Source organism: Phreatobacter sp. GW821-FHT04C01, from assembly GCF_059420385.1.
This window is the reverse complement of sequence record NZ_JBWKTP010000010.1, coordinates 231,963-258,587: the sequence shown is the minus strand read 5'-3', so window position 1 is coordinate 258,587 and position 26,625 is coordinate 231,963. Positions and strand designations below refer to the sequence as shown.

23 protein-coding genes are annotated in these 26,625 nt (G+C 66.4%); 10 read left to right on the top strand and 13 right to left on the bottom strand.

Translation table 11 applies throughout. The features are described from left to right. The first annotated feature begins 57 nt into the window (after positions 1-57). Complete coding sequence (locus AC07WJ_RS30310; RefSeq protein WP_494938438.1) at positions 58-1,920, top strand: ABC transporter ATP-binding protein; 1,863 nt, start codon at positions 58-60, stop codon at positions 1,918-1,920. On the opposite strand, the gene AC07WJ_RS30305 is transcribed toward AC07WJ_RS30310, so the two are convergent. Further along, complete coding sequence (locus tag AC07WJ_RS30305; protein WP_494938437.1) at positions 1,917-3,467, bottom strand: glycosyltransferase family 39 protein; 1,551 nt, start codon at positions 3,465-3,467, stop codon at positions 1,917-1,919. The two genes, AC07WJ_RS30310 and AC07WJ_RS30305, sit on opposite strands and share 4 nt — an antisense overlap. A gap of 86 nt (positions 3,468-3,553) precedes the next feature. Next, positions 3,554-4,186: a LysE family translocator gene (locus tag AC07WJ_RS30300; protein WP_494938436.1), complete on the bottom strand. Its 633-nt coding sequence runs from the start codon at positions 4,184-4,186 to the stop codon at positions 3,554-3,556. A gap of 167 nt (positions 4,187-4,353) precedes the next feature. Here AC07WJ_RS30300 and AC07WJ_RS30295 point away from each other — a divergent pair, with 167 nt between their 5' ends. After that, positions 4,354-4,824: a CYTH domain-containing protein gene (locus tag AC07WJ_RS30295; RefSeq protein ID WP_494938435.1), complete on the top strand. Its 471-nt coding sequence runs from the start codon at positions 4,354-4,356 to the stop codon at positions 4,822-4,824. A 34-nt stretch (positions 4,825-4,858) separates the two neighbouring features. Here the strand turns inward: AC07WJ_RS30295 and AC07WJ_RS30290 are convergent, their stop codons facing one another. The 3 genes from AC07WJ_RS30290 to AC07WJ_RS30280 all read right to left on the bottom strand — a co-directional run bounded on the left by AC07WJ_RS30290 (position 4,859) and on the right by AC07WJ_RS30280 (position 7,578). Then, positions 4,859-5,851: a Bug family tripartite tricarboxylate transporter substrate binding protein gene (locus AC07WJ_RS30290; protein WP_494938434.1), complete on the bottom strand. Its 993-nt coding sequence runs from the start codon at positions 5,849-5,851 to the stop codon at positions 4,859-4,861. Positions 5,852-6,017: 166 nt separating this feature from the next. Continuing rightward, positions 6,018-6,686: a hypothetical protein gene (locus AC07WJ_RS30285; protein WP_494938433.1), complete on the bottom strand. Its 669-nt coding sequence runs from the start codon at positions 6,684-6,686 to the stop codon at positions 6,018-6,020. A gap of 487 nt (positions 6,687-7,173) precedes the next feature. Continuing rightward, the gene (locus tag AC07WJ_RS30280; RefSeq protein ID WP_494938432.1) at positions 7,174-7,578 is read right to left on the bottom strand and encodes a gamma-butyrobetaine hydroxylase family protein; all 405 of its coding nucleotides are present in this window, start codon (positions 7,576-7,578) and stop codon (positions 7,174-7,176) included. A gap of 158 nt (positions 7,579-7,736) precedes the next feature. Between AC07WJ_RS30280 and moaA the strand changes: the two genes are divergently transcribed. From moaA to AC07WJ_RS30260, 4 genes are all read left to right on the top strand, one after another. Beyond that, positions 7,737-8,762: a GTP 3',8-cyclase MoaA gene (gene moaA / locus AC07WJ_RS30275; RefSeq protein WP_494938431.1), complete on the top strand. Its 1,026-nt coding sequence runs from the start codon at positions 7,737-7,739 to the stop codon at positions 8,760-8,762. A gap of 254 nt (positions 8,763-9,016) precedes the next feature. Continuing rightward, positions 9,017-9,598: a hypothetical protein gene (locus AC07WJ_RS30270; protein ID WP_494938430.1), complete on the top strand. Its 582-nt coding sequence runs from the start codon at positions 9,017-9,019 to the stop codon at positions 9,596-9,598. A gap of 139 nt (positions 9,599-9,737) precedes the next feature. After that, positions 9,738-10,868, top strand: coding sequence for an N-methyl-L-tryptophan oxidase (gene solA, locus AC07WJ_RS30265; RefSeq protein WP_494938429.1), 1,131 nt, complete (start codon positions 9,738-9,740; stop codon positions 10,866-10,868). Further along, the gene (locus tag AC07WJ_RS30260) at positions 10,865-11,806 is read left to right on the top strand and encodes a DMT family transporter (RefSeq protein ID WP_494938428.1); all 942 of its coding nucleotides are present in this window, start codon (positions 10,865-10,867) and stop codon (positions 11,804-11,806) included. The genes solA and AC07WJ_RS30260 overlap by 4 nt, the downstream gene beginning before the upstream one ends. A gap of 33 nt (positions 11,807-11,839) precedes the next feature. Here the strand turns inward: AC07WJ_RS30260 and nhaA are convergent, their stop codons facing one another. Together nhaA and AC07WJ_RS30250 are read right to left on the bottom strand one after the other, a co-directional pair. Then, on the bottom strand, positions 11,840-13,042 hold the full coding sequence (gene nhaA, locus AC07WJ_RS30255; protein WP_494938427.1) for a Na+/H+ antiporter NhaA: 1,203 nt from the start codon (positions 13,040-13,042) through the stop codon (positions 11,840-11,842). Positions 13,043-13,114: 72 nt separating this feature from the next. Then, the gene (locus tag AC07WJ_RS30250; RefSeq protein WP_494938426.1) at positions 13,115-13,570 is read right to left on the bottom strand and encodes an HIT family protein; all 456 of its coding nucleotides are present in this window, start codon (positions 13,568-13,570) and stop codon (positions 13,115-13,117) included. Between the two features lie 687 nt (positions 13,571-14,257). Here AC07WJ_RS30250 and AC07WJ_RS30245 point away from each other — a divergent pair. From AC07WJ_RS30245 to AC07WJ_RS30235, 3 genes are all read left to right on the top strand, one after another. Then, a complete protein-coding gene (locus AC07WJ_RS30245) occupies positions 14,258-14,797 on the top strand; it encodes a TRAP transporter small permease subunit (protein ID WP_494938425.1) in 540 nt (179 codons plus the stop codon). Positions 14,798-14,827: 30 nt separating this feature from the next. After that, the gene (locus AC07WJ_RS30240; protein WP_494938424.1) at positions 14,828-16,288 is read left to right on the top strand and encodes a TRAP transporter large permease; all 1,461 of its coding nucleotides are present in this window, start codon (positions 14,828-14,830) and stop codon (positions 16,286-16,288) included. 156 nt (positions 16,289-16,444) lie between these two features. Beyond that, a complete protein-coding gene (locus AC07WJ_RS30235; protein WP_494938423.1) occupies positions 16,445-17,626 on the top strand; it encodes a patatin-like phospholipase family protein in 1,182 nt (393 codons plus the stop codon). 61 nt (positions 17,627-17,687) lie between these two features. Here the strand turns inward: AC07WJ_RS30235 and AC07WJ_RS30230 are convergent, their stop codons facing one another. Continuing rightward, positions 17,688-18,779, bottom strand: a complete 1,092-nt coding sequence (locus AC07WJ_RS30230; RefSeq protein ID WP_494938422.1) for a TRAP transporter substrate-binding protein — start codon at positions 18,777-18,779, stop codon at positions 17,688-17,690. Between the two features lie 180 nt (positions 18,780-18,959). Continuing rightward, a complete protein-coding gene (locus AC07WJ_RS30225; RefSeq protein WP_494938421.1) occupies positions 18,960-20,048 on the bottom strand; it encodes a TRAP transporter substrate-binding protein in 1,089 nt (362 codons plus the stop codon). Positions 20,049-20,296: 248 nt separating this feature from the next. Here AC07WJ_RS30225 and AC07WJ_RS30220 point away from each other — a divergent pair, with 248 nt between their 5' ends. Next, positions 20,297-21,169 (top strand): NAD(P)-dependent oxidoreductase, encoded by an 873-nt coding sequence (locus tag AC07WJ_RS30220; RefSeq protein ID WP_494938420.1) that lies wholly within the window; start codon positions 20,297-20,299, stop codon positions 21,167-21,169. Positions 21,170-21,279: 110 nt separating this feature from the next. Here the strand turns inward: AC07WJ_RS30220 and AC07WJ_RS30215 are convergent, their stop codons facing one another. The 4 genes from AC07WJ_RS30215 to AC07WJ_RS30200 all read right to left on the bottom strand — a co-directional run bounded on the left by AC07WJ_RS30215 (position 21,280) and on the right by AC07WJ_RS30200 (position 26,499). Continuing rightward, on the bottom strand, positions 21,280-23,229 hold the full coding sequence (locus AC07WJ_RS30215; protein ID WP_494938419.1) for a caspase family protein: 1,950 nt from the start codon (positions 23,227-23,229) through the stop codon (positions 21,280-21,282). Positions 23,230-23,355: 126 nt separating this feature from the next. Then, the gene (locus tag AC07WJ_RS30210) at positions 23,356-24,000 is read right to left on the bottom strand and encodes a uracil-DNA glycosylase family protein (RefSeq protein ID WP_494938418.1); all 645 of its coding nucleotides are present in this window, start codon (positions 23,998-24,000) and stop codon (positions 23,356-23,358) included. Positions 24,001-24,174: 174 nt separating this feature from the next. Continuing rightward, the gene (locus AC07WJ_RS30205) at positions 24,175-24,786 is read right to left on the bottom strand and encodes a glutathione S-transferase family protein (protein WP_494938417.1); all 612 of its coding nucleotides are present in this window, start codon (positions 24,784-24,786) and stop codon (positions 24,175-24,177) included. A gap of 105 nt (positions 24,787-24,891) precedes the next feature. After that, the gene (locus AC07WJ_RS30200; RefSeq protein WP_494938416.1) at positions 24,892-26,499 is read right to left on the bottom strand and encodes a sensor histidine kinase; all 1,608 of its coding nucleotides are present in this window, start codon (positions 26,497-26,499) and stop codon (positions 24,892-24,894) included. Between the last annotated feature and the right edge of the window lie 126 nt (positions 26,500-26,625).

Genomic DNA, 26,625 nt, shown 5'->3' with positions numbered 1-26,625 from the left:
CCAGGGCGGATTGGTGCCCGCCCTGCACCGATTTGATTCCGAACGCGATATTGCTCCATGCCCCCGCACACCCGCATTGCCGGCTGGTTCTCCAGCATCCCTGAAAAACTTCGCACCTGGCGGCACCTGCCCCGCCTGCTCGCCGCCTTGTGGCGGGTGAACCCTGTTCTCGCCGGCACGATCCTCGCGTTGCGCCTGGCGCGCGCCTTTCAGCCGCCGCTGGCGCTCTATGTCGGCAAACTCATCGTCGATGAGATCATCCTGCAGACCCGCATGCCGGCCGACGGCGCGGAGCTTGCCGACTGGTGGGCGAGCGGCAGGCTGTCGGCGCTCGCCACCTGGATCGGGCTCGAGCTTCTGCTCACCGCCGGCGGCACCGTGCTTGGTCGCCTGAGCGTGCTTGCCGAAGGCATTCTCGCGGAACTGAACGGCAATGCCCTGGGCGCCCGGCTCATCGAGCATGCCGCGCGCCTCGACCTGCGGGATATCGAGGCCAGCGAGTTCCAGGACCGGCTTCAGCGCGCGCGCGTCCAGACGATGATCGGCGACGGCCTGCTGGCCCAGCTTCTCGGTCAGGCGCAGGACGCCATCACCGTCGCCGCCCTGGTGGCCGGATTGATCGCTTATGTGCCCGCTCTCGTGCTGCTGCTGCTCCTGGCCCTGATCCCGGCGCTGTTCGGCGAAGCTCATTTCAATGCCCAGGGCTATGGCCTCAACGCCATGGTGACGCCCGAGCGCCGGCAAATGGAATATGTCCGCCATGTCGGCTCGAGCGCCGAGACCGCCAAGGAGGTCAAGCTCTTTAGCCTCGGCCCCTTCCTGTCGGCACGGTTCACCGAACTGGCGACGGCGATCCACAGGGCCAATCGCCGGCTCGCCATCCGCAAGGCCGCCTGGGGCAGTCTCTTCGGCGCGGTCAGTTCACTGTCCTATTATGTCGCCTATGCCGTCATTGCCTGGCGAACGATGCAGGGACAATTGAGCATTGGCGAACTGACCTTTCTTGCCGGCTCGCTGTTGCGGCTGAACGGCCTGTTCGAGCGTTTGATGCTCGGTTTCACCCAGATCACGGCGAAGACCTATTATCTGGACGACCTCTTCTCCTTTCTGGATACCCGGCCCGCGATGAGCGCGCCGGCGCAGCCGCGCCCCATGCCCAAGCCGATGCGGCAGGGCATCACCTTCGATCGCGTCGGTTTTCGCTATCCGGGCAAGGACACCTGGGCGGTGCGCAATCTCAGCTTCACGCTGGCGGCCGGCGAAACCCTGGCCCTGGTCGGCGAAAACGGCGCCGGCAAGACCACCATCGTCAAGCTCATGACGCGGCTTTGCGATCCCGACGAGGGGCGTGTCCTGATCGACGGCGTCGATATCCGCGAGATCGACCTGGCGGAGCTGCGCGACCAGATCGGCACCATCTTTCAGGATTTCACACGCTACAACTGGACGGTGGCGGAGAATATCGGCATCGGCCGGGTCGCGGCGAGCAATGACCGGCCGCGCATCGTCGAGGCCGCGCGAAGCAGCCTCGCCGATCCGCTGATCGACCGGCTGCCCGCGGGATATGACCAGATGCTGGGCCGGGCCTTCGCGCGCGGGACCGACCTCTCGGGCGGGGAATGGCAGAAGCTTGCCATTGCGCGCGCTTATTTTCGCGACGCGGACCTGCTGATCCTCGACGAGCCGACCGCGGCGCTCGACGCCAGGGCGGAGGCCGAGGTGTTCGAGCGGTTCAAGAGCCTCAGCCGGTCAAGGACGGCCCTGCTGATCTCGCACCGCTTCTCGACCGTCCGGATGGCCGATCGCATCCTGGTCCTCGAAGGCGGCCAGATCCTGGAAAGCGGCAGCCACGATGAGCTGATGGCCCGTGACGGCCGCTATGCCGAACTGTTCAGGCTGCAGGCGGCCGGCTTCCTCTAGCGCGACAAGGCGCGCCATTGGAGGTCCGCACCCAGGGCGGCCAAGGCCCGCGGCGTCGCCGATTTCAATCCGCTCGCCCGGGCGATGACCAGATCGAGCTCGGGTCGGCCGAGCCGGCCGACGGTTGCCTTTTCCGGCTCGCCGAGCACGTCGAACTGGCTCGCCAGGGCCGCCTGCTGGCGGGCATAGGTGCCGGCCAGCGCCACGATGATCACCTGGCGACCGGCAAAAGCGCGCTGGTCCTGGCGGAAGGCGAAGCCGCGCGGATCCGGTCCCAGCACGATCACCGGCGCGATGTCGCCGATCGCCAGATCCACCTTGCCGCCTTCGTTCCAGGTGAGGCCGGCGACCACCGGGCCGTTCGGCTGGCCGACACCCCGCGCCAGGAGCAGCGGACGCAATTCACTCCAGTTCAGGGCATCGAGCGTCGGATCGGCCCTGACCGGGACGCCGGCACGGGTGAGCGCGCCGGTGGCGCCGATGACGCCGAGGCCGATCGACAGGCCGGCCGCAAGCCCCGCGCACCATTTGGCCCAGGCCTGCGGCGACGGCTTGGTCTCGGGGTTTTCGACCAGCCAAAGGCCGAGCAGCGGAAACACGAAGAACCAGCCGGGCATCGGCCAGTGCGGCAAGGCCCAGCCCGACCAGAGCGACTGGATGGTGAAATAGCCGATGCTCGGCAGCGCCAGGGCGATCAGGAACAGCCGGCGCGGATCCTTGATCCGGCCAAAGGCCGCGACGCCGGCATAAGCGAGCGGCACGGCGACCCAGGGCGCGAGCCAGACGAACTGGCCGACCACCATTTGCGCGAAGGCCGGGAAAGTCAGGCCGGTGCCGCCGCCCCTGCCCGCCTGGAATTTCAACGAAGCCCAGTCATGGCCCATGTTCCAGAAGATGACCGGACTGACCACGGCGGCAGCGACCAGCACGCCGAGCCAGGGCGCCGGATGCAGCAGCATGCGCCGATGCGGCGTCGCCAGCATGAAGATGGCGAGCCCGAGAATGACGAAGACGGCGGAATATTTGGACAGGCCGGCAAGCCCGAAACACAATCCGGCCATTGCCCAGGCCGTCCACATGGACGGCGCCTCACCTTCTCCGGGGAAGAACAGGCGCGCCAGCGCCAGCATGCCGGCGGCGAGCGCGAACAACAGCGTGCCGTCGGGCACCACCCAGGTGCCGGGCGCCGCCAGGAAAAACACCGAGACATTGAGCGAAAACGTCGCCCAGACACCAGCCCAGGCACCGAACAGCCGCTCGCCCAGGCGGAACATCAGCCAGGAGGTGACGGAGAACAGCGCGATGAAAGGCAGCCGGACCGCCCAGCTCGTGCCGAACAGCTTCATCGCGCCATGGGCGAGCCAGATATGCAGCGGCGGGTGATCGAAATAGGACAGGGCCAGGAAGCGCGCCTGGCCGAGCGTATAACTTTCGTCGACGCCGAAACCGAGCAGGCTGGCGAACACCACGCGCAGCGCGGTGAAGGCCAGGATGAGGATCAGCGCGGCGCGCGCGGGATCGGTCGAAAGACGGTCGAACGGTTTCATGCCGCGCCGCTTAGCCCGAATTTCCCGCGCGGGCTATCCGGGTCTCGGCGCTTTCCGGTTTCGAGCCAGCGAAACCGCCGGACCGATCATGCCCTGGCGCGATAACTCGTCACCGCATCCGAGATCGACTTGATGCCGAACAGCACGAAGGTGACGCCGACGATCCGCGTGACGATCAGGCCGTGACCGAGGAAGAAGCGGCGCACCGGCGCAAGGCCCGCGACCGAGACCAGGATCAGGTCGGCCATGACGAAGCCGAAAAAGGCCACCACCATGACCGAAGGCGCCATGTCCCAGGTCAGCAAGCCGGCATAGTGGCCGACCAGCACGGTGAACATGGCAACCGAGACCGGATAGGCCTTGGGATTGGTGACGCCGAACAGGAGACCGGCGACCAGCGGATGCCTGAGACCGATCACCGCGGTGCCCGAGGCCTCCTTGGCCATGATCGCCCTGACGCCAAGGAAGATCAGGTAGAGCCCGCAGAACAGTCCGAGTGCCTCGAACAGCATGGGCCCGACCTGGTTGACGCCGACGATAGCGGCCAGCGCCAGCGTGCCCCAGAGCACATCGCCGACGAGATGTCCGGTGACGAACCAGGCACCGGCGCCGCGGCCCTCCTTGGCCGAGAGCGCGAACAAAGCCAGGAAGGCCGGTCCGGGTGTCAGGACATAGATCATGGCAGCCGCGATGGTAGCGAAAAACAGACCGAAGGTCATGGCAAAGTCCGCACGAGGTGAGGCGTTGATCTGACCATTACCGGGGGCTCGAGCGCAATCCTGTCGCGCCGGGACGCTGCCACGCCACCCCGGGTGGCTTGCCGGGCAATGGCGCAGCGATCAAGATGGGGCTCCGGCATTGTCGAAGCGTCCTGGACCGGTCCGTCATGGCCATCGAGATCGAACGCAAGTTTCTGGTCGCCGGCGAGGCTTGGCGTCACGGCGCCGCGGTCCGGCAGATCGTCCAGGGCTACCTGTTTTCCTCGGCCATGGTCTCGGCGCGCATTCGGCTGGCCGACGGCGCCGGGACACTGACGATCAAGGGAGAACGCGCGGGCCTTGCCCGCGACGAGTTCGAATATGCCATTCCGGCGGCCGATGCCGAGGAGTTGCTGCGGCTCTCGCCGCATCCGCCGATCATCAAGACCCGCCACGAGGTGCTGTTCGCCGGCAAGCTCTGGGAGGTCGACGAGTTCGCCGGCCGGCTCGCCGGCCTGGTGATCGCCGAGATCGAGCTCGAACATGCCGACGAACCCTTCGAGAGGCCGCCCTGGCTCGGCCGCGAGGTGACCCAAGACCGGCGTTACCGCAACTCCGCCCTGATCGCTTCGGGCATCCCCGGCGACCAGGCGGCCTGACCGGGCAACCGTCACGGCCGCCCGGATTCGGGCGTCAGTTCTGCAGCGTGATGCCGGCCTTGGTGATGATCTCGTCGAACTTCGCCATCTCCGAGACCGATTTCGCCTTGAACGCCTCCGGCGTGGAGGGCGTGGAGGCCGCACCCATTTCCTCGAACCGACTGATCACCGAGGCTTCCGCGAGCGATTCGCGCAGCGCCTTGGTCAGTTGCTCGCAAATCTCCCTGGGCGTGCCCTTGGGCGCCAGGAAGCCGTTCCACGAGGTGATGTCGAAGCCCGGCAGGGTTTCGGCAAGGGGCGGGATCTCCGGCGCGATCTTGGCGCGTTCAGCCGACGTCACCGCGAGGCCATGGATCGAGCCGGCCTTGTAGTGCGGATAAGGCGAGGTGAAATTGTCGAAGGAAAGCTTCACCTCGCCATTGATCAAGGCCTGCACCAGCGCCGCCGAGGAGCGCATCGGGACATGGATCAGTTTGGTGCCGGTGAGCTGCATGAACAGCTCGGCCGACAGATGGATCGACGTGCCGATGCCCGATGAACCGAAGTTCTCCTTGCCCGGATTGGCCTTCAGGTAGGCGATGAATTCGGGCAGGGTCTTGGCCGGAATCGACGGGTGGATGCACATGAAGTTCGGCTGGGCCGACGACAGGCTGAGAAACTCGAAATCATCCAGCGGCTTGAACGGCAGGCGTTCGCGGTAGAGGATCGGATTGATCCCGTGGTTCGAGATCGTCGTCATGCCAATGGTATAGCCGTCATTGGCCGAACGGGCGAGCGCGGCGACGCCGACATTGCCGCCGGCACCCGCGCGGTTCTCGATGATGAAGCCCTGGCCGAGGCGATGCTGCAACCGCTCGCTGACGATGCGGCCGATGACATCGGTCGAGCCGCCGGCCCCGAACGGCACGATGACGGTGACCGGGCGATTGGGATAGGCCTGGGCGAAACCTTCGGCTGCCACGAAAGGCGACGCGATTGCCCCGACGCCAAAAGCGAGCACGGTTCTTCTGCTGATGCTGGTGGTCATGGTTCCTCCCTGGAAAGCTCGCGGCCTGCAGCCGTCTTTGCCGGGAAAGGTAGCACGGGACCTGACAGTTTCAATCGGGCACGGTCTGTCTCGCCGACGACCACCGGACGCAAAAAAGGGCCCGCGGCGAGGCGGGCCCTTTGAACATTCGGTGACAGGTCCGGCCTCAGGCCTCAGGCGGCAATGTCCTCAGTTGCTTCGGCAGAGCGGCGAGATCGGCTTCCAGCTCGCCGAGGCGCGCACGATGGGCGGCCTCCGCTTCGGTGCGGTTGGTATAGTCGATGCCGGCGACGACGAATTTCTCGCCACGCAGGAAACCCGATTTCTTGGCCACCACGCCGTTGGCCTTCAACTCCTCCAGAGCCTTCTGGGCGGCGGTGATCTTGGCGTTGACGATGCGGTTCTGCTCGAGGATCTGGCCGCGGTCGCGCAGCCGCGCCTCACCGTCGATCCGGTCCTGCCGCGCCTTGATGCGCGCCTTGTAGTCGGCCTGGTCGAGCCATTCGGTACGCTGGCAGACCACCAGCAGCGAGGCCGTGGTATTGGCCGCCCAGCCGAGACCGAAGGCCCCGAGCACGGCTTCCGGCTCGCGCCGATTGCCCTGGCGCAGGACCTTCTGATGCTCGTGATAGGTGAGGCTCTTGTCGAGCGGCACCACCAGCTTGATCTCCCACTGGTCCTCGTTGAGGGAGGCGATCAACTGGTCGAGCTTGGCGGTGATGTCCGGCACGTCGACCGTCACGGCACCAAGGCTCCACTCCTTGTCGCCTTCGGTCTTGGTCCAGGACGGGAACAGATCGACGGTGAACTGTTTTGTGGCGATCCACGGAATCATGGGTGCGGTCTCGGCGCTGGTCTGGGTGCTTGACGCTGGAAGGGATGCGGAAGGGACGGGAGCCGGCTCGGGCCCGGCAACCGGATGATGCGGCGCGGCAGGCATGGAGGGCGGTTCGGGGAACGGGTCGGCCGGGCCTGGATCGGGCTCGACCGGATCATCCGGGCTCGACGGCTCCGGGTCCGGAACCGGCTCACCGGGATCCTGCGCCCCGGGATGCCCAACCTTGGAGCCGGCAGCTTCGACCGCCGCGGTCACCGGCGCTTCCAAGACCGGCGCTTCCACAGCCGGCGCCTGCACGGCCGGCGCTTCCACAACGGGCGCCTCCTGGACCTTCGGGTGCTCGACCTTCAGCTCTTGCGTCGGCGGGACCGGGCCCTGCCCGTCTTGCTGCCGCGCGCCCGGCACCTGCGGTTCCGGCACGACCGGCGCCGCCAGAAGCGCGCTCAATTCGTCCAGAACCACCAGGTCCTTGTCGTCCAGCGTGTCAGCGCGGTCGGCGTTCCCTTGCGCCACCCGCTGCCGCGAGCCCTTCGAGGTACCGGTTCCAGATGACGGCGTGGTCGCGTCCGAGCTCATAAAGATAGTCCCATGAAAAGATCCCGGAGGAATGCAGATCGTCGAACGACAGCTTGACCGCATAGTGTCCGACGCGCTCGACGCCGATCAGCTGCACGTCCTTTTTGCCCGCAACGAATGTCCGCTCCGACGGAGAATGGCCTTGGACCTCCGCGGAAGGGCTCTCGACGCGCAGATATTCCGCATCCAGGGCGAAAATGTGCCCGTCATCGAAGCTCACGGTCAGCCGGCGCTTGTCGGCGGACAGTCTCAGCTCGACCGGCCAGGCATGGCCTCGGCCCGTCGCGCTCTCAACGGCGCTGACTTCGGCCATCGCGGCGTCTCCCCGATTCCCGTTATTGCCTCTGTTTGGACAGGTAGACGTTTCGTCGGCGATCTTCAACGGCGGTGGGCGTGACGAAGCCACAAAGCTCGCCTAAATATAAGGAGAAATCGGCGGGCGCCCCGGGGGCGCCGGCCGTGAGGTAAGCCATGTTCGACCATGCCGCATCCGTAAGGCCTGCCCCGCTGATCGACCCCTTCGGGCGGGGCATCGACTATCTGCGCGTCTCGGTGACCGACCGCTGCGATTTTCGCTGCGTCTATTGCATGGCCGAGAACATGACTTTCCTGCCCAAGAAGGACCTGCTGACGCTGGAGGAGCTCGACCGGCTGTGCTCCGCCTTCGTCGACAAGGGGGTCAGGAAGCTGCGGCTGACCGGCGGCGAGCCGCTGGTGCGCAAGGACGTCATGACCTTGTTCCGCTCGCTGTCGCGCCACCTGGACCGCGGCACGCTGGACGAGTTGACCGTGACGACCAACGGATCGCAGCTTGCCAAATATGCGACCGAACTCGCCGCGCTCGGCGTCAGGCGCATCAATGTCTCGCTCGATACGCTGAACCCCGCGCTGTTCCGCACGATCACCCGCTGGGGCGACCTCGACGACGTGCTCGGCGGCATCGACGCGGCGCTCGCCGCCGGCATCCACGTCAAGATCAATACCGTGGCGCTGAAGGGCGTCAACGAGGCGGAGATCGAGGACCTGATCGTCTGGGCCCACGGCAAGGGCATGGACATCTCGTTCATCGAGGTCATGCCGCTCGGCGATATCGAGCCGTCGCGCCTCGACCAGTACCTGCCGCTCTCCATGGTTCGGGCACGCCTGATGGACCGCTGGACGCTTGCCGAGAGCGACCATCGCACCGGCGGCCCGGCCCGTTATGTCACGGTGAACGAGACCGGCGGGCGCATCGGCTTCATCACTCCGATGACCCATAACTTCTGCGAGAGCTGCAACCGGGTGCGGGTAACTTGTACCGGCACGCTGTTCATGTGCCTCGGCCAGGAGGACGCCGCGGACCTGCGCGCGCCGCTGCGCGCTTCGGAAGCCAACGACCTTCTCTACGAGGCAATCGACCGCGCCATCGCGCGCAAGCCCAAGGGCCACGACTTCATCATCGACCGGCGCACCAAGCGGCCCTCGGTCACACGTCACATGAGCATGACCGGCGGCTGAACCCCGCCGTTACATAACAGTGACCCGGGCGCGGCGCCCGGCAACCGATTGCACATCGAAATGACCGGCAGGCCTGCGCAATGGACCGGTTTCGGCCCCGTTTTGGCCGCATTTTGACGGCGTATGGCGCCATCAAGACGCTAATGGTCTTTTGCCCCTGCGCGTAAGTTTCGCGGGGCGGATCGGCGTTACGCATTCAAAAATGAACCCGGCCGGAGCAAAGACGCTTGCGGCCTTAGGGTGAGGCGACCGCGATGACCCAATCATCCCTGTCGCGGCCCGATCCTGCCGCCGTGCAGGATGAGCTGCGGCGTCTTCTGCAATCGTCCTTCATTCCGGAGGGATCGCTGCTGGCGAAAGTCCTGACCTATGTGGTCGAGCGGACGCTGGCCGGCGACGATCGGTCCATCAAGGCCTATACGATCGCTGTGGAAGCGCTCGGGCGGCCGGCCAATTTCGAGCCCGACCGCGATTCGACCGTGAGGGTCGCCGCCATGCGGCTGCGCGGGGCGCTCGACCTCTATTACAGCGGCCCCGGCGCCAATGCCGCGACGCGGATCAAGATGGTGCCGGGGTCCTACCGGCCGATTTTCGAGGCGGTGCCCGTCGAGACGGTCGCCGCCGGCCCTTCGATGCTGTTCCAGCTGGGGCGCAGCCTCGTCTCGACCCGCGGCCTGCTGGTGGTGTTGACGGTGATGATGGCCGTCAACTTCGCCATGACCATCTCGCTGATGCAGATGCAGGCCCAGGCCAAGGACGGCCAGCAGGAGAAGACCGCCGTCTACGAATTGATCCAGAACGACATCCAGCGGAGCTTCGGCCAGCTCCAGAACTAGGACCGGGCCGGCCCCACCTCCACCCGGCCCCATGAATTGCTCTTCGTCCGATGGGCGGCTGATCTTCGCAACCGGCGCTCGACGCCGGCGGCCCGTGCGGGTTAGCTGGGCGCAGGGAAGAAACGACCGGAGCACAGACGTGCCCACCTATGATGTGATCGTTGCCGGCGTCGGCGCCATGGGCTCCGCCGCATGCTGGCAGCTCGCCCGCCGCGGCCAGCGCGTGCTCGGCCTGGAGCGCTTCGATATCCCGCATGCGATGGGCTCGTCGCACGGCGTCAACCGCATCATCCGGCTGGCCTATTTCGAACATCCCTCCTACGTGCCGCTGCTCCGGCGCGCCTACCAGCTCTGGCGCGAGACCGAACAGCTGTTCGGCGAGCAATTGCTGCATGTCACCGGCGGCCTCGACGTCGGCGCGCCCGACGGGCGCCTGGTCAGCGGCTCGCTCGCCGCCTGCCGCGAGCATGATCTCGACCACGAGGTGATCGAGGCCCGGGACCTGATGCGCCGGTTCCCCGCCTATCGGGTGCCCTCCGACTATGTCGCCAACTACCAGGCGGATGCCGGCTTCGTCATGAGCGAGCGTGCGCTGATCGCCCAGGCCACCATGGCGATCGCGGCGGGCGCCGAGATCCGGGCGCGCGAGCCGATCACCGGCTGGGAGCCGACATCCGGCGGCGGGGTCAGGGTGACCACGCCGAAGGGCGTCTACGAGGCTGGCCGGCTGATCCTGTCGACGGGCGCCTGGATCGGCGACCACGCCCCCGCGCTCGCGGGCCTCGCCGTGCCCGAGCGGCAGGTGCTCGGCTGGTTCCAGCCGCACCAGCCCGAGCATTTCAAGCTCGGCGCCTTTCCCGTCTCGATCGTCCAGACGGCGGAGACCAATTGCTATCAGTTCCCGGTCTTCGGCGTGCCCGGCTTCAAGATCGGCATTTTTCATCACCGCCGGCAGAGCGGCCATGCCGACAGCCTGTCGCGCGAGCCGGATGCCGCGGACGAAGCGGCGCTGCGCGCCGTCGTCCGGGAGGTCTTCCCGGGCGCCGAAGGCACGACGCTGGCCCTGCGGGCCTGCATGTTCACCAATACGCCGGACGAGCATTTCATCGTCGACCTCCTGCCCGGGCACCCACAGGTGGTGGTGGCCTCGCCCTGCTCCGGCCACGGCTTCAAATTCGCCAGCGTCATGGGCGAAATCCTGGCCGATCTCACGACCAGCGGCAGTACCCGCCACGACCTGTCGCTGTTTCGCCTGGACCGTTTCCCATGACGCCGCTGACGCTGGCCGCCGCCACGCCCGACGCCAATCGCCGCGGCATTCTCGCGATGCTCGGCGCCATGGCCTTCTTCGTCACCAACGACACCCTGGTGAAGATCGTCGCCGCCGACCTGCCGTCCGGCCAATTGATCGCCATTCGCGGTGCTTTCGCCACCACGCTGGTGCTGGCCTGGATTGCCGCGTCAGGCCATCTGCCGGCGATCGGGCGGATCCTGTCGCCCCTGGTGCTCGGCCGGGCCGTGAGCGAGGCGACGGTCGCCTTCCTGTTCATTACCGCGTTGAAGAGCATGCCGATCGGCGACATCACGGCGATCTCGCTGATCACGCCGCTCGTCATCACCGCCCTGTCGGTGCCTTTGCTCGGCGAAACGGTCGGCTGGCGGCGCGGACTGGCCGTCGTCGCCGGCTTCATCGGCATGCTGTTCGTCGTCAGGCCGACCGGCGCCGGCTTCACCGCCGGCTTCGCCACCGCCCTGGCGCTCACCAGCGTCCTGTTCTGCGCATTGCGCGATCTGGTCACCCGCTTCATCGACCCGACCATTCCCACCCTCATCATCACGCTCTCGACCTGCATCGCGGTCGGGCTGTTCGGCGCGGCCGTCGTGCCGTTCCAGGGCTGGGTCACCCCGAGCTGGCAGCATGTCGGCCTGCTCGGCGCGGCCTCCGTCGTCCTGGTAATCGGCAATTTCTGCATGATCCAGGCGTTCCGCGGCGTCGAAGTCTCGCTGGTCTCGCCGTTCCGCTACAGCGTGATGATCTGGGCATTGCTGTCGGGCATCGTCGTGTTCGGCGACTGGCCGAGCTGGGCGAGCTGGGTCGGCATGGCGATCATCATCACCTCCGGCCTCTACACCCTGCACCGTGAAACGATAAGGCTCAGCCGGCCGATCAGCGCGGCAGAGGCAACCGTGCGCACGCCGCCGTCCTGACCGGCGGCACCTTATCCAAGCCGACGAACGTAATCAGGCCGGCCGTGCCGGGCGCTTCGGGCCCTTGGCCACGATCAGCACCAGCGTACCGACCAGCGCCGAGAGCAACGAGCCCATCAGCACACCGATCTTGACCTCGCTTTGCAGGAGCTCCGACGTCGGGAAGGCCAGAAGCCCGATGAACAGGCTCATGGTGAAGCCGATACCGCACAACAGCGACACGCCATAGACCTGGGCCCAGGAGGCGTTTTCCGGGCAATCCGCCCAATCGAGCTTCACCGCGATCCAGGTGGTCAGGAAAACGCCGATCTGCTTGCCGAGGAACAGGCCGGCGGCGATGCCGAGCGGCACCGGCGCAAGCAGCGCGGCGACATTGATGCCCGACAGCGACACCCCGGCATTGGCGAAACCGAAGACCGGCACGATGAGATAGGCGACCCATGGGTGCAGCGCATGTTCGAGCACATGCAGCGGCGAATGCGGATCGTCCGGGCGGCCCGGAGACGTCCGCAACGGAATGGTCAGCGCCAGCGCCACGCCGGCAAGCGTCGCGTGAACGCCGGACTTCAGCACGAAGAACCAGAGCGCGGCGCCGAGAACGAGATAGACCGGCAGCTTTTCGACCCCCATCCGGTTCAGCACCGCCAGCCCCGCCAAGGTCGCAAGCCCCGCGGCGAGCCAGACCAGCGACAGGTCGGTGGTGTAGAAGGCGGCGATGATGGCGATCGCGCCGAGGTCGTCGATGATGGCGAGCGCGGTGAGGAAGATCTTCAGCGACACCGGAACCCGGGGCCCCAGCAATGCCAGCACGCCGAGGGCGAAGGCGATGTCGGTGGCGGTCGGAATGGCCCAGCCGCGCAGCGTTTCCGGCGTCCCGGCATTGAGCAGGAAGTAGATGAGCGCCGGTGCGACCATGCCGCCGGCCGCCGCGATGCCGGGCAATACGCGCCGCGGCCAGGTCGACAGCTGGCCGTCGACGAATTCACGCTTGATCTCCAGCCCGACCAGCAAAAAGAACAGCGCCATCAGGGCGTCGTTGACCCAATGCAGCACGCTGAGCGGGCCGAGATAGATCTTCAGGACGGCGAAATAGCCGGGCGCCAGCGGCGAGTTGGCCAGCACCATGGCGACCGCCGCGGCGGCCATCAGGATGATGCCGCCGCTGGCTTCGCTCGCCATGAAGGCGCGCAGGGCGGAGAGCGGGCGGTGCGATGAGGTCTCTGGTGGCTGGATCATGCCTATTCCTACCGATTTCCGGCGAATTCAGCCACCCGCTTCGCGGTCGCACCTCGCCGGGACACGCCGGGTTCAGCCCACTTCCGCCATGGCCTGGCGGATCGCGGCGGCGGAAGCGCGCAGCTCGTCGGCATTCGCCAACGGCATATCGCGATAAGTCACCTCGTCCTGCACGATATAGCGCCGCGAGGTGATGTCGTCGCCCTTCACCATCGGCACCACATGGGCATGAGCATGGGCGATGTCGCCGCCGGTGAACAGGAATGCCACCCGCTCGACGCCGTGGATGCGCTTGAGCGCCACTGCCAGCCGTTGGCCGAGCTGAACGATCTCGGCGGCGAGGTCCGGCGGCAGGTCGTCGAAATAGGGATGGTGGCGGCGCGGGATGATCTGGATATGGCCGGTGCGAATCGGCCCGCGGTCCAGGAACGCCACGAGGTTGTCGTCCTCATGAACACGATGGGCCGGGATCTCGCCTGCGGCGATGGCGCAGAACGGGCAGGCCCGGGCGGATAGCGCATGTTTCATGAGTGGAGCTCGCCGGTGAACAGGACAGTGTGACCCGATAGGAATGCCCGGCCGTCGGCCGGGAGGCAGGGTCGATGTTCACACGTGACGACGCGCGCTCAGCCCCTCCGGCCAGTCTGGTGACGGCGCGGGCAACGCATTCGTGCGGCGAGATGAGCGGCGGTCATGATGGTGATCCAGATCACCGCGAACCTAGACGCCCGGCGCATGCCGGCGCAAGGCGGGACCGATGCCCATGATCCACAGCGGCGCGACCATCGAACGCGCCCCTCTTCTGCGACTTCCGTCGTAAGTCGTTCTCCGCATGCGGCGTTGACGTTCCAGGGCTTTTTCCGAGAATTCGCGGCCATGCGGACCATAACAAGACCCAAATCCGGTGGAACAGCCCTGCAACAATCTGTTGTGCGGATTGCAACCGTGGCATAGACAAACCGCGACGTTTCGGCGTCGCAAGACTGGGTACCTGCAAAAAACAACGCAGGGTCCGACAGACGGGAAGGATTTGGGGGATGGGCTGTCGCAGGTGATGCCGTGGCGCGCTGAGGTGCAGCCGGGCGATCCCGTCACAGACATTCCCAAGGTTCCGCGTGCTCCAATCGTTGCGGGGTGCGTCGGCGCAAGACGGCGCAGGCTTGCGCCGGCTTCGTGCGGCCCGTTTCCTGAATGGTTCAAGGGAGACAGCCCCGCATGAACGGACTTCTGGCCCTCAGCCGCGCCATCGACGCGGTGAACGAGAAGATCGGTCGGATCGCCGACTGGAGCGTTCTGCTCGCCTGTCTCATCAGCGCCGGCAATGCCTCATTTCGTTATCTTTTCAGCTTGTCGTCGAACTCGCTGCTGGAGATCCAGTGGTACCTGTTCGGGGTGACGGTGCTGCTCGGCGCCTCCTATACGCTGAAGATGAACGAGCATGTCCGGGTCGACCTGGTCTATGGCTCGCTGACGGATCGCGGCAGGCTCTGGGTCGACACGATCGGCATCATCCTGTTCCTGCTGCCGACCACCATCTTCCTGACCTGGCTGTCATGGCCGTTCTTCATGGTTTCCTATCGCCAGCACGAATGGTCGCAGAATGCCGGCGGCCTGCTGGTCTGGCCGATCAAGCTCGTGCTGCCGCTGGGCTTCGCGCTGCTGACGATCCAGGGCATTTCCGAACTGATCAAGCGGGTCGGCGGCCTCACCGGCGCCATCGCGATCGACACCAAATACGAAAAACCGCTGCAGTAAGCCGCGCGACGACCACTCAGGAGTAGAGCGATGTTCTCGCACGGCATCATGCCCCCGCTCATGTTCGGCGGAATGATCTGTTTCATGCTGATCGGCTTTCCGGTCGCCTTCTCGCTTGCCGCCGTCGGCCTGTTCTTCGGCGGCCTCGGCATTCTCACCGGCCATTTCGAACCGGGCTTCCTGCAGGCGCTGCCGCTGCGCTTTCACGGCATCATTTCCAACGACCTGCTGCTGGCCATTCCGTTCTTCACCTTCATGGGCGCCATCCTCGAGCGCTGCGGCCTGGCGGAAGACCTGCTCGAAGGCACTGGCAAGCTGTTCGGCTCGCTGCCCGGCGGCCTCGCCTACGCGGTCATCGTGGTCGGCGCCATTCTCGGCGCCATCACCGGAACGGTCGCGGCCTCCGTCATTGCCATGGGCGTCATCTCGCTGCCGATCATGCAGCGCTATGGCTACGACATGAAGCTGGCGACCGGCGTGATCGCCGCATCCGGCACGATCACGCAGCTGATCCCGCCGTCGCTCGTGCTGGTCGTGCTCGCCGACCAGCTCGGCCGCTCGGTCGGCGACATGTATCTCGGCGCCATCGGCCCGTCGCTGCTGCAGGTCGGCATCTTCCTGGCCTATGTGATCGTGCTGTCGATCTTCAAGCCGAAACTGATGCCGCCGCTGCCGCCGGAAGCGCGCGGCGAGATCGGCTGGGAGCTGATCTCCAAGGTGCTCTGGGGCATGGTGCCCTCGATCGTGCTGATCTTCCTGGTGCTCGGCACCATTTTCATGGGCCTGGCGACGCCGACCGAAGCCGGCGCCATGGGCGCGGTCGGTGCGCTGGTGCTGGCCGCCATGCATGGCCGGCTGACCTGGCCGCTGGTCGACCAGGGCATGAAATCGACCATGCGCATCACCTCCATGGTGGTGTTCATCCTGATCGGCTCGACCGTGTTCAGCCTGGTGTTCCAGGGCATGGACGGGTCGCGCTGGATCGAGCACATGCTGGTCAGCCTGCCCGGCGGCCAGACCGGCTTCCTGATCTTCGTCAATATCTTCGTGTTCTTCCTGGCGTTCTTCCTCGACTTCTTCGAGATCGCCTTCATCGTCGTGCCGCTGCTCGCCCCGGTCGCGGCCAAGCTCGGCATCGACCTGATCTGGTTCGGCGTGCTGCTCTGCGTCAACATGCAGACCAGCTTCATGCATCCGCCCTTCGGCTTCGCGCTGTTCTACCTGCGCGGTATCGCGCCGCCCACGGTCAAGTCGAACGATATCTATCTCGGCGCCCTGCCCTGGGTCGGCCTGCAGCTGGTGCTGGTGGTGATCGTCATCTGGTGGCCGGGATCGGTAACCTACTGGCTCGACAAGACGCCCGGCCTCGACCCTTCCAAGGTGGAAATCCGCATCGACATGCCGAGCCTGCCTGGCGGCGGCGGTCTGCCGGGCTTCGAGCCACCGCCGGGCCTGGCTCCGCCCGGATCGCCGCCACCGGCCCGCAATTGAACGATGGAAACGACGGGCGGGATACCCAAAGCGTTTGCCATCCGGATTGAATTCAAGGCTCAATCCGGAGGGGAATCACGGAAGTCGCGCGCCGTGGCTTTTCTGCCCTAGACGAAAATTGCTCCGCGCCGGTATGTTGGCCGCGGAGTTTTTCGTATGGCGTTATCAATTTCGAGCCTGTTTCGTCCTCTCGCCCTGGCACTTGCGCTCGGGCTGGCGGCCGGCTGTGCGACGCGCGAGCGGCTTCCGGCCGTGCCGCCGAACGAGACACGGACGGCGACCTTCCTCGAGCTGACAAACGCCCGCTTCTACCTGTGGGGCGATGTCGGGCCGCTCGCGGCCGAATGGCTGGCGGCGCAGCGCCGGCGCAATGCGCTCGGCCTGCGCGGGGTCGACAATATGCTGGCGATTTCCGGGGGCGGCGACAACGGCGCCTTCGGCTCCGGCGTTCTCTATGGCTGGACCGAGCGCGGCACCCGCCCCGAATTCCGCCTGGTGACCGGTGTTTCGACCGGCTCGCTGATCGCCCCCTTCGCCTTTCTCGGCAGCCGCTACGACGACCAGCTGAAGGCGGTCTACACCACGGTCCAGCGCGACAATATTGCCGTGCTGCTGCCGATCGCGTCGATCCTGACCGGCGATTCCGTCGCGTCCAGCGATCCTCTCGCCCAGCTGATCGCGACCTACGTGACCCCCGAAATGGTCGACGAGATCGCCACCGAATACCGCAAGGGCCGCATCCTGCTGATCGGCACCACCGATCTCGACCTGGCCCAGCCGGTGGCCTGGAATATCGGCGCCATCGCCGCCAGCAGCCATCCTTACCGGGTCCAGGCGATCCGCAATATCCTGCTGGCCTCGGCCTCGATTCCCGGCGCCTTCCCGCCCGTCATGATGGACGTGGTCGCCGGTGGCCGGCGGCGGCAGGAGCTTCATGTCGACGGCGGCGCGACCAACCAGGTGTTCCTGTATCCTTCCAACGTACCGATGCGCGACGTGCCGGCCAATCTGCGCCCGACGCGCGCGGTCGCCTGGATCATCCGCAACGGCCGGACCCAGGAACAACCGTCGGAGACGCCGCGCGGCCTGATCCAGGTCACGGCCCGGTCGATCTCGACGATGATCGCGGCCAATGGCATGGGCGACATCTACCGGATGTATCTGGTGACCCGGCGCGATCACGTCGATTTCAATCTGGCCTATATCTCGAACCGCTTCACGGTGCCCTACGACAAGCCGTTCGACCCGGTCTACATGAACGCGCTGTTCGAGTTCGGCCGCAACGAAGGGCGCAGCGGGGCCGCATGGCTCAAGAAGCCGCCGGGCTTCGCCCCCTGATGCCGGAGCCCCTTCCAGCCTGACGGAAAGGGGCCCGGGCCCGGCACATGACGGCGAGCGCTCAGTTGGAGCGCGCCCGCATGCGGATCATGAAGCTGTCGAAGCTGAATTCGGCCACCTGGAACCACAGATATTCCTCGTTGCGGAAGGCGAGCGTGTGGTCCAGCGCGCGCTTGAACCAGGGGTTCTGGGCCGCCACTTCGGCATAGAGTTCATGGGCCTGCTTGTAGCAGGCTTCCATCACCTCGAGCGTGAAGGGACGAAGCTGGGTCCCCTGGGCCACCAGCCGACGCAGGGCCGCCGGGTTGGACGCGTCGTAGCGTGCCTGCATCCAGGTGCCGGCCTGATAGGCGGCCGCCTCATAGGCCGCCTTATAGTGCTTCGGCAGGGTTTCCCATTTGGGGATATTGGTGAAGGTCTGGACCTGCGCGCCGCCTTCCCACCAGCCGGGATAATAATAATAGGGCGCGACCTTGGCGAAGCCGAGCTTCTCGTCATCGTGCGGGCCGACCCATTCAGCGGCATCGATCGTGCCCTTTTCCAGCGCCGGATAGATGTCGCCCCCGGCAATCTGCTGTGGCACCACGCCGAGCCGGGTGAGAATGCGCCCGGCAAAACCGCCGACCCGGAATTTCAGGCCGCGCAGATCCTCGACCGTGCGGATCTCCTTGCGAAACCAGCCGCCCATCTGCGTGCCGGTATTGCCACAGGAGACCGCGGTGAGGTTGTAGGTCTTGTAGAATTCGTTGAGCAGGTCGGTGCCGCCGCCATCGATGAACCAGGCATTCTGCTGGCGTGGATTCATGCCGAACGGCAGGGCCGTGCCGAAGGTGAAGGTCGGATCCTTGCCGACGTAATAATAGGAGGCGGTGTGACAGGCCTCCACGGTGCCGTTCGACACCGCATCCAGCGCCTGCAGGCCCGGCACGATTTCGCCGGCGGCGAAAGTCTGGATGACGAAGCGGTTGTCGGTGATCTCGGCCAGCCGCTTGGCAAAGACTTCCGAGACGCCGTAGAGCGTGTCGAGCGATTTCGGAAAGCTCGACGTCAGGCGCCAGCGGACCTCCGGCATGGACTGGGCGACGGCGGGCGAGGCCACCGCCACCGCGGCGAGCCCGGCGCCGGCGGATTTGACGAAGTTTCGGCGTTGCATGGGAATTCCCTCCGGTTGCGAGAAAGCCGGACTTCGGCGGGTCGTTGTCGACGCCCGCCTTTCAACTGGTGCCGGCCATGCCCTGGAAACGGCGACGGTCGGACCCACGCCTTGCCGCCGCATGCCACGAGACCCGGCGGACAGCACCGCCGGGCCCGGGTTCGCCAATGCCTGGCCGGTTCAACCGCGCGCGCGGGACCGGACCATGAAGCTGTCGAAGGTATATTCGGCCACCTGCCACCACAGATATTGCTCACCCCGGAAGGCGACCGTGGAATCGAGCAGCTTCTTGAAATCGGCGTTGCCGGCCGCCGTTTCCGCGTTGACCTCGTTGGCCGCCTTCAGACAGCCCTCCAGAATTTCCAGCGAGAACGGCCTGAGCTGCGTGCCGGCCGCGACCAGTTGGCGCAACGCCGCCGGATTCTGAGCGTCGTAGCGGGCCTGCATCCAGGTATGGGCGTGATGCGAGGCACTCAGCACGATCGCCTGATAGGTCTTCGGCAGCGCGTTCCATTTGGCGGTGTTGATGAAGTTGTGGAGCATGGCGCCCCCTTCCCACCAGCCCGGGTAGTAATAGAAGGGAGCGACCTTGTTGAAGCCGAGCTTCTGGTCGTCATAGGGACCGACCCATTCGGCGGCGTCGATCGTACCCTTTTCCAGGGCCGGGTAGATATCGCCGCCGGCCACTTGCTGAGGCACCACGCCGAGCTTCTGCATGGCCCGCCCGGCAAAGCCGCCAATGCGCATCTTCAGGCCGCTGAGATCGGCCAGCGTGCGGATCTCCTTGCGGAACCAGCCGCCCATCTGGCACCCGGTATTGCCACAGGGAATGGCATGGATGTTGTGCTTGCCATAGAACTCATTCATCAGTTCCATGCCGCCGTTCTGGAACTGCCAGGCGTTCTGCATGCGCGAATTGAGCCCGAAGGGCAGCGCGGTACCGAAGCAGAAGCTCGGATCGATGCCGACATAATAATAGGACGCGGTATGGCAGGCCTCGACCGTGCCGTCACGCACCGCCTGCATCGCCTGCAGGCCCGGGACGATTTCGCCGGCCGCGAAAACCTGCACCTGGAACTTGTTGTCGGTCATGTCGGCGACCGCCTTGGCGAAGACCTCGGCGGCACCGAAGATCGTGTCGAGCGACTTCGGAAAACTCGACGTCATGCGCCATTTGATGTCCGGCGCCGACTGGGCCACGGCAGGTGCTGCGATGGCGGTGGCTGCGGCCGCCCCCGAGGCGGTCTTGATGAATGTCCGGCGCTCCATGAGCGTTCCCTCCTGAACCCGACAAGTTGTCGAACGGCCCGTTTCCCGGACTCGCGCAGCGACGACAACACACTTCATCGTTGCATGCCAGCATTGCTGGATGGCTCAGTCTCATTTTTCGCATGGCTAAGTATTGCCACTTAACTGCGCCCATGCAGGACAGGCGGCAGGTTCGGAGGCTTGACCTCGCCCCGATGGCGAGGCTGTTAGGCATTCTCACGGTTTCCTGCCGCATCGGAGCTTCAGCCATGGCGAAAGTCGCGTTCCTCGGTCTCGGCGTCATGGGCTACCCCATGGCCGGCCATCTCAAAGCCAAGGGCGGCCATGAGCTGACCGTCTACAACCGGACCTTCGCCAAGGCCGAAGCCTGGGTGAAGCAGCATGGCGGCCGCGCGGCGAAGACTCCGAAAGAGGCCGCAGAGGGTCAGGACTTCGTGTTCTGCTGCGTCGGCAATGACGACGACCTGAGGCAGGTGACGATCGGCCCCGACGGCGCATTCCAGGCCATGGGCCGCGGCACGACCTTCGTCGACAACACGACGGCGTCGGCCGATGTTGCGCGCGAACTGCAGGCCAAGGCCAAGGCCCTCGGCATCGGTTTCGTCGACGCGCCGGTGTCGGGCGGCCAGGCCGGCGCGGAAAACGGCGTGCTCACCGTCATGTGCGGCGGCGAGGCCGGCGACTATGCCCGAGCAGAGCCGGTGATCGCCGCCTATGCCCGCGCCTGCAAGCGCCTGGGCGATCCCGGCGCCGGCCAGCTCGCCAAGATGGTCAACCAGATCTGCATCGCCGGCCTGGTCCAGGGCCTTGCCGAAGGCCTGCATTTCGCCCGCAAGTCCGGCCTCGACATCGAGCAATTGGTCGAGGTCATCTCGAAGGGGGCCGCCGGATCCTGGCAGATGGAAAACCGCCACAAGACCATCAACCAGGACAAGTTCGATTTTGGCTTCGCCGTCGACTGGATGCGCAAGGACCTCGGCATCTGCCTCGCCGAATCCCGCCGCAACGGCGCGCATCTGCCGGTCACCGCCCTGGTCGATCAGTTCTATGGCGAAGTGCAGACCATGGGCGGCGGCCGCTGGGACACCTCCAGTCTGTTCGCCCGGCTGGAGAAGAAGTGACCTGACCACGATCCATCCGGCAGCGACGGCAAACAGAAAGGGCCGCGAGAGATCACCTCGCGGCCCTTGCCTATTCATCGGCGGGCCAGGATGAACCTGGCCCGGCCGGATCAGTGACGGCGGCGCACGTTGGGCGCCGACATGCGCGGGGCCGACATGCGCGGTGCTGCCATGCGGGGCGCCGCCATACGCGGGGCCGACATCCGGGGCGCCGACATGCGCGGGGCCGACATCCGGGGCTGGACGTTCATCCGCGGCTGGATGTTGGCGCGCTGCACATTCAAGCGGGGCTGCACCTGGCGACGATTGCCCTGATTGCCGATGCGCGGCACGCCGGCATTGGGGTTGATGCCCTGATTGCGCAGCCCTTGCGGGCCTCGCAGGTTCGGGTTCATGGCGGCGCCCTGCGGGCCCCGACCGGTCGTGCCGATCTGGTTGAGCGGCTTGCCGCCCGTCTGGGGCAGCCCCTGTGCACCGGGACGCAGAGCCGGATTGAGCACTGCCGGGCCACCCGGCTGGTTCAACCGCGCACCGGGAAGCGGCGCGCCACCGGGACCGCCCGGCAAGGGCCTAAGGCCCGGTCCGCCCGGGGCGCCGGGCAGAGGCCGGAAGCCCGGACCACCCGGACGCGGACCGCCGGGCGGAACACCCCAGCGCGGCCCGCCCATCGGCGGACGCAAGACGACCGGCGCCAGCGGCGGACGCACGATGCGCGGCAGGATGAAGGGTACAGCGGCGATGGCGGCAACACCGGCAACCACCGGCAGCACGCCCCAGGAATAGGCCGGCGGCGGCGGCAGAGCCCAGATCGGGCCGACCGGGGGCCCGAGATAGACCGGCGCGAGCACGACGCTGTCATAGAAGACCGCCGGAGCCGGCGCCCAGTAGACCGGATCGTCGATCACCTCGATCACCGGCAGGGGCGGCGGGATATCCTCATAGACAACCTCATCGAAAGCCGGCGGCGGAGCGAGCGGCGCCGACAGTCGCTCGAGACGCCAGCGCGCCTCCTCGACATGGGGACCGTTCGGATAACGCCTGAGATAGGTCCAGTAGCCCTGGGCGGAGCCGAAACGCACCGTCTGGCGCCAGACCAGTGCCTCGCGCTTGGCGGCGAGCAGCCGCTTGATGCGCGGCGACAGCGCGTCGTTCGGATAGAGGCGCAGGAAGGCCTGGTAGCCGACAATGGTGTCCTGCTCGATGGCCAGCGCATAGGCTTCCTGCGACGGCAGGCCGTCCATCGGCCGCTCGGCCAGCGGGACCTGGGGCGGCGGCGGCGTGCTGCCGGTCGGCGCGGGATCGGCCGGCAGCGTCAGCACGGGCGCCGGCTGGACCAGTGCGGAAACCTCCCAGGGCGTGTCGCGGCCATTGGTCTGCTGGTGCACGCGCAGACGGGCGCGAGCGATGATCTGGTCGACCGGAACACCGGGCTCGCGCAATTGCTCGGCCAGCGCCAGGGCGAAACGGCTATAGGCCGCGTCGTCGAAGCTGACGACCTGGCCCGGAGCGGCGGCCGAGGCGATCAGCAGCCCCGGTGCACCGTCGAGAACCCCGAGGCCCGGCCGGACCGGCGGGCCGACATTGGCATAGGGATGCGCGCTGGACAGATCGAGCAACACCACCTTGGCCTTGCTGGGCAGGCCGGCGAGCGCCCGGGTAATGTCCATCAGCCTGACGCCGCCGATCGGCACATCCGATTCCCGCTCGATCGCGGTATCCGAGGGGATCAGGTAGCTGTCGCTGTCGTGCTGCAGGCCGAGGCCCGAGAGGTAGACGAAGATGATCGAATCGGGCCCGGCCTCACGCACCTTGGTCATGAAATTGGCGACCGCGCCGCGCAGTTCCGCCTGCGGCAGATCAGCGCCTTCGACCGTCGAGAAGCCGAGATCACGCAGGGTTTGCGCGATCAGGCCGGCATTGTTGAGGGCGTTGGGCAAAGGATTGGTCTGGTAGGTCCCGGAGCCGAGAACCAGCGCGACGCGGGTCTCGGCAAGGGCGGGCGTTGCCGCGACGACCGCGACGAACGCGGCCGCGAGCAGCCCGAAAATGCGACGGACCATGGAGGTCTCCCTTGATGTCTTGTTGCGGACAGACCGCGCCCCCGGATTCCGCAGTTGCAATGTTGCGCGCGAATGTCGCGCAAACACAAGGCACATAAGGAAAAGACCCTAGACGGTGCAGACCGGTCAGAGCCTGGCGGCGATCTCGGTGCGCAGCACGGGCAAGAGCTCCTGCTCGAACCAGGCATGACGGCGGAGCCAGCCGGTATTGCGCCAGGACGGATGGGGCAGGACGATCACCGCCGGTCGGTCGCCGGCCCGGCGAATGGCCCGCCAGTTCTCGACCGTGGCTGTGAGCGTCGGCGCACGCAGATGCCTCAGGCCGAGCCTGTCCAGGTGATAGGCCTGGGCCGTCGCGCCGACCGCCAGCACCAGGCTGACCTGCGGCATGGCGGCCATCAGCCGGTCGTGCCAGGCGGCCCGGCATTCGGGCCGTGGCGGCAGGTCGCCGCCCTTGGCGTCATAGCCGGGGAAACAGAAACCCATGGGCACGATGGCCAGCCGCGAGCGATCGTAGAAGACCGGCCGGTCGACGCCCATCCAGTCGCGCAGCCGGTCGCCGGAACGGTCGTCGAAGGGCAATCCGGACGCATGGACGCGCGCGCCGGGGGCCTGGCCCGCGATCAGGATGCGGGCGGTCGCCGAAGGCCAGGCCACCGGCCTGGGCTGGTGCGGCAGCGGCCGGCCGCGCGGCTGATCGACACAGATGCGGCAACCGCGGATCTCGGCGGCGAGCGCCTCGATCCGGTCGCCGTTGCCATGCGTGGCCACGGGCCGATCCGACCTTGCCGTCACGGGCCGGCACGCCGTGACGAAATACCGGTTGCCGGCTCGATGCCGCCACGGCCCTCCTGCGGAGTTCTGGAACAGATCGGCGATGCGGTCATGCCCGGACGCTATCAGCTCCCGTCCGGGGGCGACAATGGCTGCGCTTCCGCCGCGCCGTCAGGCCTGCGCGCTCGGCCGCGCCGCGATGGCCGCGCGCCAGCGGGCGACATTGCTCAGCGCCTCCGGGATCGGAACACGCGTCGGCCTGACGAAGTCGACCGCGACCAGGCCGGTGATGTCGGCCACCGTGAAGCGGCCGGCGGCGACGTAGTCCCTGCCCGCGAGGTGGCGGTCGAGCACGGTCAGCTCGTCGACGATGCGCGCCTTGTTGAGCTCGCCCCATTCCTTCACCTGCGGCACCTCCATCTGCGCCATGGCCGGATGCAGGTGCCGAAAGGCGGAGGCGACGGTGAACAGGAGATGGAGTTCCAGCCGGCGCGACCACATCTCGATCTCGCCGATCTCCACCGGCGTCCGGCCGAACAGGTTGGGGGCGGGATGCAGGGCCTCGACATAACGGCAGATCGCCATGGACTCACACAGCACGCTGCCGTCGTCGAGTTCGAGCGCCGGCGTGCGCTGGCGTGGATTGACCGCGGTATAGGCCTCGCTCTTCTGCTCGAGCTTGCCGAGGTCGATGGCGACGCTTGGAATGGAGATGCCCTTTTCGGCCAGGAACATCCGGACCCGGCGCGGATTTGGCGCTCCCGGCGTATCGTAGAATTTCATGGTCGTTTCCCCGTCCTGATTATCGTGTAACCGCACCACGCGGCCGGACGGGGGTCAAGCCGGTTAATCCAGGCAAAGGACAGAGGCGAGCGGGGCCCCAGCGGCTTATCGGCCGCCGAAGAGGGCGCGCCGCAGGGCGCCGGCATTGGCCGCTTCCGGCATGGCCATCACTGGCTCGGGTGCCAGCATGTAATTCGGCTCGACCGGCGGGCTCTCGATCGCCGGCAAGGCTTCCATGACCCGCTCGGCCGGGAAGGTGGCGATCACCTCGGTGCCCTCGCGCAAGGTCGACTTCAGCTTGAACGAACCGCCATGCATGGTGGCCAAGCCCTGGACGATGGGCAAGCCGAGGCCCGTGCCCTGCTCGGCGCTCTTGATGGCATTCGACCCCTGGCCGAAATTCGACAGGACGATCGGGATCTCATCCTCCGGAATGCCCGGACCGGTGTCGCGCACGGAGATGTACTGGCCGCCGGACGCAGTCCAGCCGACTTTCAGGACGATTTCGCCACCGGCCGGCGTGAACTTGATCGCGTTGGACATCAGGTTCAGCACGATCTGCCGGATGGCGCGCTCGTCGGCCCATAGCTTCGGCATGTTCGGCTCGAAGCGCTGGATGATGGTGACGCCCTTGTTCTTGGCGCGCACCTTCAGCAGGTGGTGGCATTCCTCCACCACATGGGCCAGGACCAGCGCTTCCTCGTTCAGCTCATAGCGGCCGGCCTCGATGCGGGAAAGGTCCAGGATCTCGTTGATCAACGACAGGAGATGTTGCCCGGAGGAGTGAATGTCCTTGGCATATTCGGCATATTGGGGTGCCGCATGCGGGCCGAACATTTCCTCCTTCATCACTTCGGAAAAGCCGAGAATGGCGTTGAGTGGCGTGCGCAGTTCGTGGCTCATCTGGGCGAGGAAGCGCGACTTGGCGATATTGGCCATCTCGGCATTGCGCCGCGCCTCGTCGGAATTGGCCTTGGCGGTTTCGAGCTCGCCGAACACCGCGTCCTTTTCGGCACGCGCCTCGAGCGTTGCCAGATTGGCCTGGTAGAGCCTGGTCGAGATGATGCCGAAGAAGACCAGGGCGCCACCCGCCATGGTCGCCAGCATGGCGCCGTGCAGGCCGTCGACCAGCAGGAAATGAGCGATCACCAGGATGCCGACCGGCAAGGTCGCGGCCAGCACCGCGCCCGGCAGCGTCGCACCGATCATGGCGGAGACCGCCACCACGATCAGCATGCCGACCAGCAGGAAGGTGTTGGATTCCGGCACATTGGTCTGCATGACCACGGTCAGGGCCAGAACCCAGGCGAGCGCCAGGACCGTCTCGGCGAGAATGAAACGCAGGCGCCAGTTGCGCAGGTCCGCCTTGTCCGACTGAACCTTGAGGAAGGAGCGAGCCAGCACGATCACCAGGCCGTGGGCGATGAGCACGGCGACCGCGCCGATGGCGCCGGTCAGGGGATCGGTGATCCAGCCGGCGACACCGCCGGTCGCGAGCGCCAGCAGCAGCACGGCCAGCGCCGCCGACAACTTGTTCTGTGCATAAAGGCGCATCAGTTCGAAATCGAACGAACGCCTGGTGCCGGTGGTCGAGGTCAGCTTTTCGCGCGCATCGCGGACCTGGCGGACGACACGCTTCCGGCTCTGGGCGTGCTTTTGCGCACGCTCAGCCGCCCGGTCGCTCAACCGCTCCGCCGCAACCTCGACGCTCATGCGAGCGGACCTCTCCCGACGCGACACAACACTTATCGAAATGTTGCAGACGTTGATTAACGCCCGGTCGAGAGGCATGGTGAACGAAAGGTGAAAGGGGTGTCCTGGATCCATTGATGGACTGCC

What these genes read in the sequence shown, in the direction of transcription:
- AC07WJ_RS30300 (WP_494938436.1), bottom strand. Translation starts at nt 4,186, where the DNA reads ATGACCTTCGGTCTGTTTTTCGCTACCATCGCGGCTGCCATGATCTAT.
- AC07WJ_RS30235 (WP_494938423.1), top strand. Translation starts at nt 16,445, where the DNA reads ATGGCGTTATCAATTTCGAGCCTGTTTCGTCCTCTCGCCCTGGCACTT.
- AC07WJ_RS30290 (WP_494938434.1), bottom strand. Translation starts at nt 5,851, where the DNA reads ATGACCACCAGCATCAGCAGAAGAACCGTGCTCGCTTTTGGCGTCGGG.
- AC07WJ_RS30225 (WP_494938421.1), bottom strand. Translation starts at nt 20,048, where the DNA reads ATGGAGCGCCGGACATTCATCAAGACCGCCTCGGGGGCGGCCGCAGCC.
- nhaA (WP_494938427.1), bottom strand. Translation starts at nt 13,042, where the DNA reads ATGATCCAGCCACCAGAGACCTCATCGCACCGCCCGCTCTCCGCCCTG.
- AC07WJ_RS30280 (WP_494938432.1), bottom strand. Translation starts at nt 7,578, where the DNA reads ATGGCCGAAGTCAGCGCCGTTGAGAGCGCGACGGGCCGAGGCCATGCC.
- moaA (WP_494938431.1), top strand. Translation starts at nt 7,737, where the DNA reads ATGTTCGACCATGCCGCATCCGTAAGGCCTGCCCCGCTGATCGACCCC.
- AC07WJ_RS30200 (WP_494938416.1), bottom strand. Translation starts at nt 26,499, where the DNA reads ATGAGCGTCGAGGTTGCGGCGGAGCGGTTGAGCGACCGGGCGGCTGAG.
- AC07WJ_RS30305 (WP_494938437.1), bottom strand. Translation starts at nt 3,467, where the DNA reads ATGAAACCGTTCGACCGTCTTTCGACCGATCCCGCGCGCGCCGCGCTG.
- AC07WJ_RS30230 (WP_494938422.1), bottom strand. Translation starts at nt 18,779, where the DNA reads ATGCAACGCCGAAACTTCGTCAAATCCGCCGGCGCCGGGCTCGCCGCG.
- AC07WJ_RS30250 (WP_494938426.1), bottom strand. Translation starts at nt 13,570, where the DNA reads ATGAAACATGCGCTATCCGCCCGGGCCTGCCCGTTCTGCGCCATCGCC.
- AC07WJ_RS30310 (WP_494938438.1), top strand. Translation starts at nt 58, where the DNA reads ATGCCCCCGCACACCCGCATTGCCGGCTGGTTCTCCAGCATCCCTGAA.
- AC07WJ_RS30240 (WP_494938424.1), top strand. Translation starts at nt 14,828, where the DNA reads ATGTTCTCGCACGGCATCATGCCCCCGCTCATGTTCGGCGGAATGATC.
- AC07WJ_RS30270 (WP_494938430.1), top strand. Translation starts at nt 9,017, where the DNA reads ATGACCCAATCATCCCTGTCGCGGCCCGATCCTGCCGCCGTGCAGGAT.
- AC07WJ_RS30285 (WP_494938433.1), bottom strand. Translation starts at nt 6,686, where the DNA reads ATGATTCCGTGGATCGCCACAAAACAGTTCACCGTCGATCTGTTCCCG.
- AC07WJ_RS30260 (WP_494938428.1), top strand. Translation starts at nt 10,865, where the DNA reads ATGACGCCGCTGACGCTGGCCGCCGCCACGCCCGACGCCAATCGCCGC.
- AC07WJ_RS30245 (WP_494938425.1), top strand. Translation starts at nt 14,258, where the DNA reads ATGAACGGACTTCTGGCCCTCAGCCGCGCCATCGACGCGGTGAACGAG.
- AC07WJ_RS30295 (WP_494938435.1), top strand. Translation starts at nt 4,354, where the DNA reads ATGGCCATCGAGATCGAACGCAAGTTTCTGGTCGCCGGCGAGGCTTGG.
- AC07WJ_RS30215 (WP_494938419.1), bottom strand. Translation starts at nt 23,229, where the DNA reads ATGGTCCGTCGCATTTTCGGGCTGCTCGCGGCCGCGTTCGTCGCGGTC.
- AC07WJ_RS30205 (WP_494938417.1), bottom strand. Translation starts at nt 24,786, where the DNA reads ATGAAATTCTACGATACGCCGGGAGCGCCAAATCCGCGCCGGGTCCGG.
- AC07WJ_RS30220 (WP_494938420.1), top strand. Translation starts at nt 20,297, where the DNA reads ATGGCGAAAGTCGCGTTCCTCGGTCTCGGCGTCATGGGCTACCCCATG.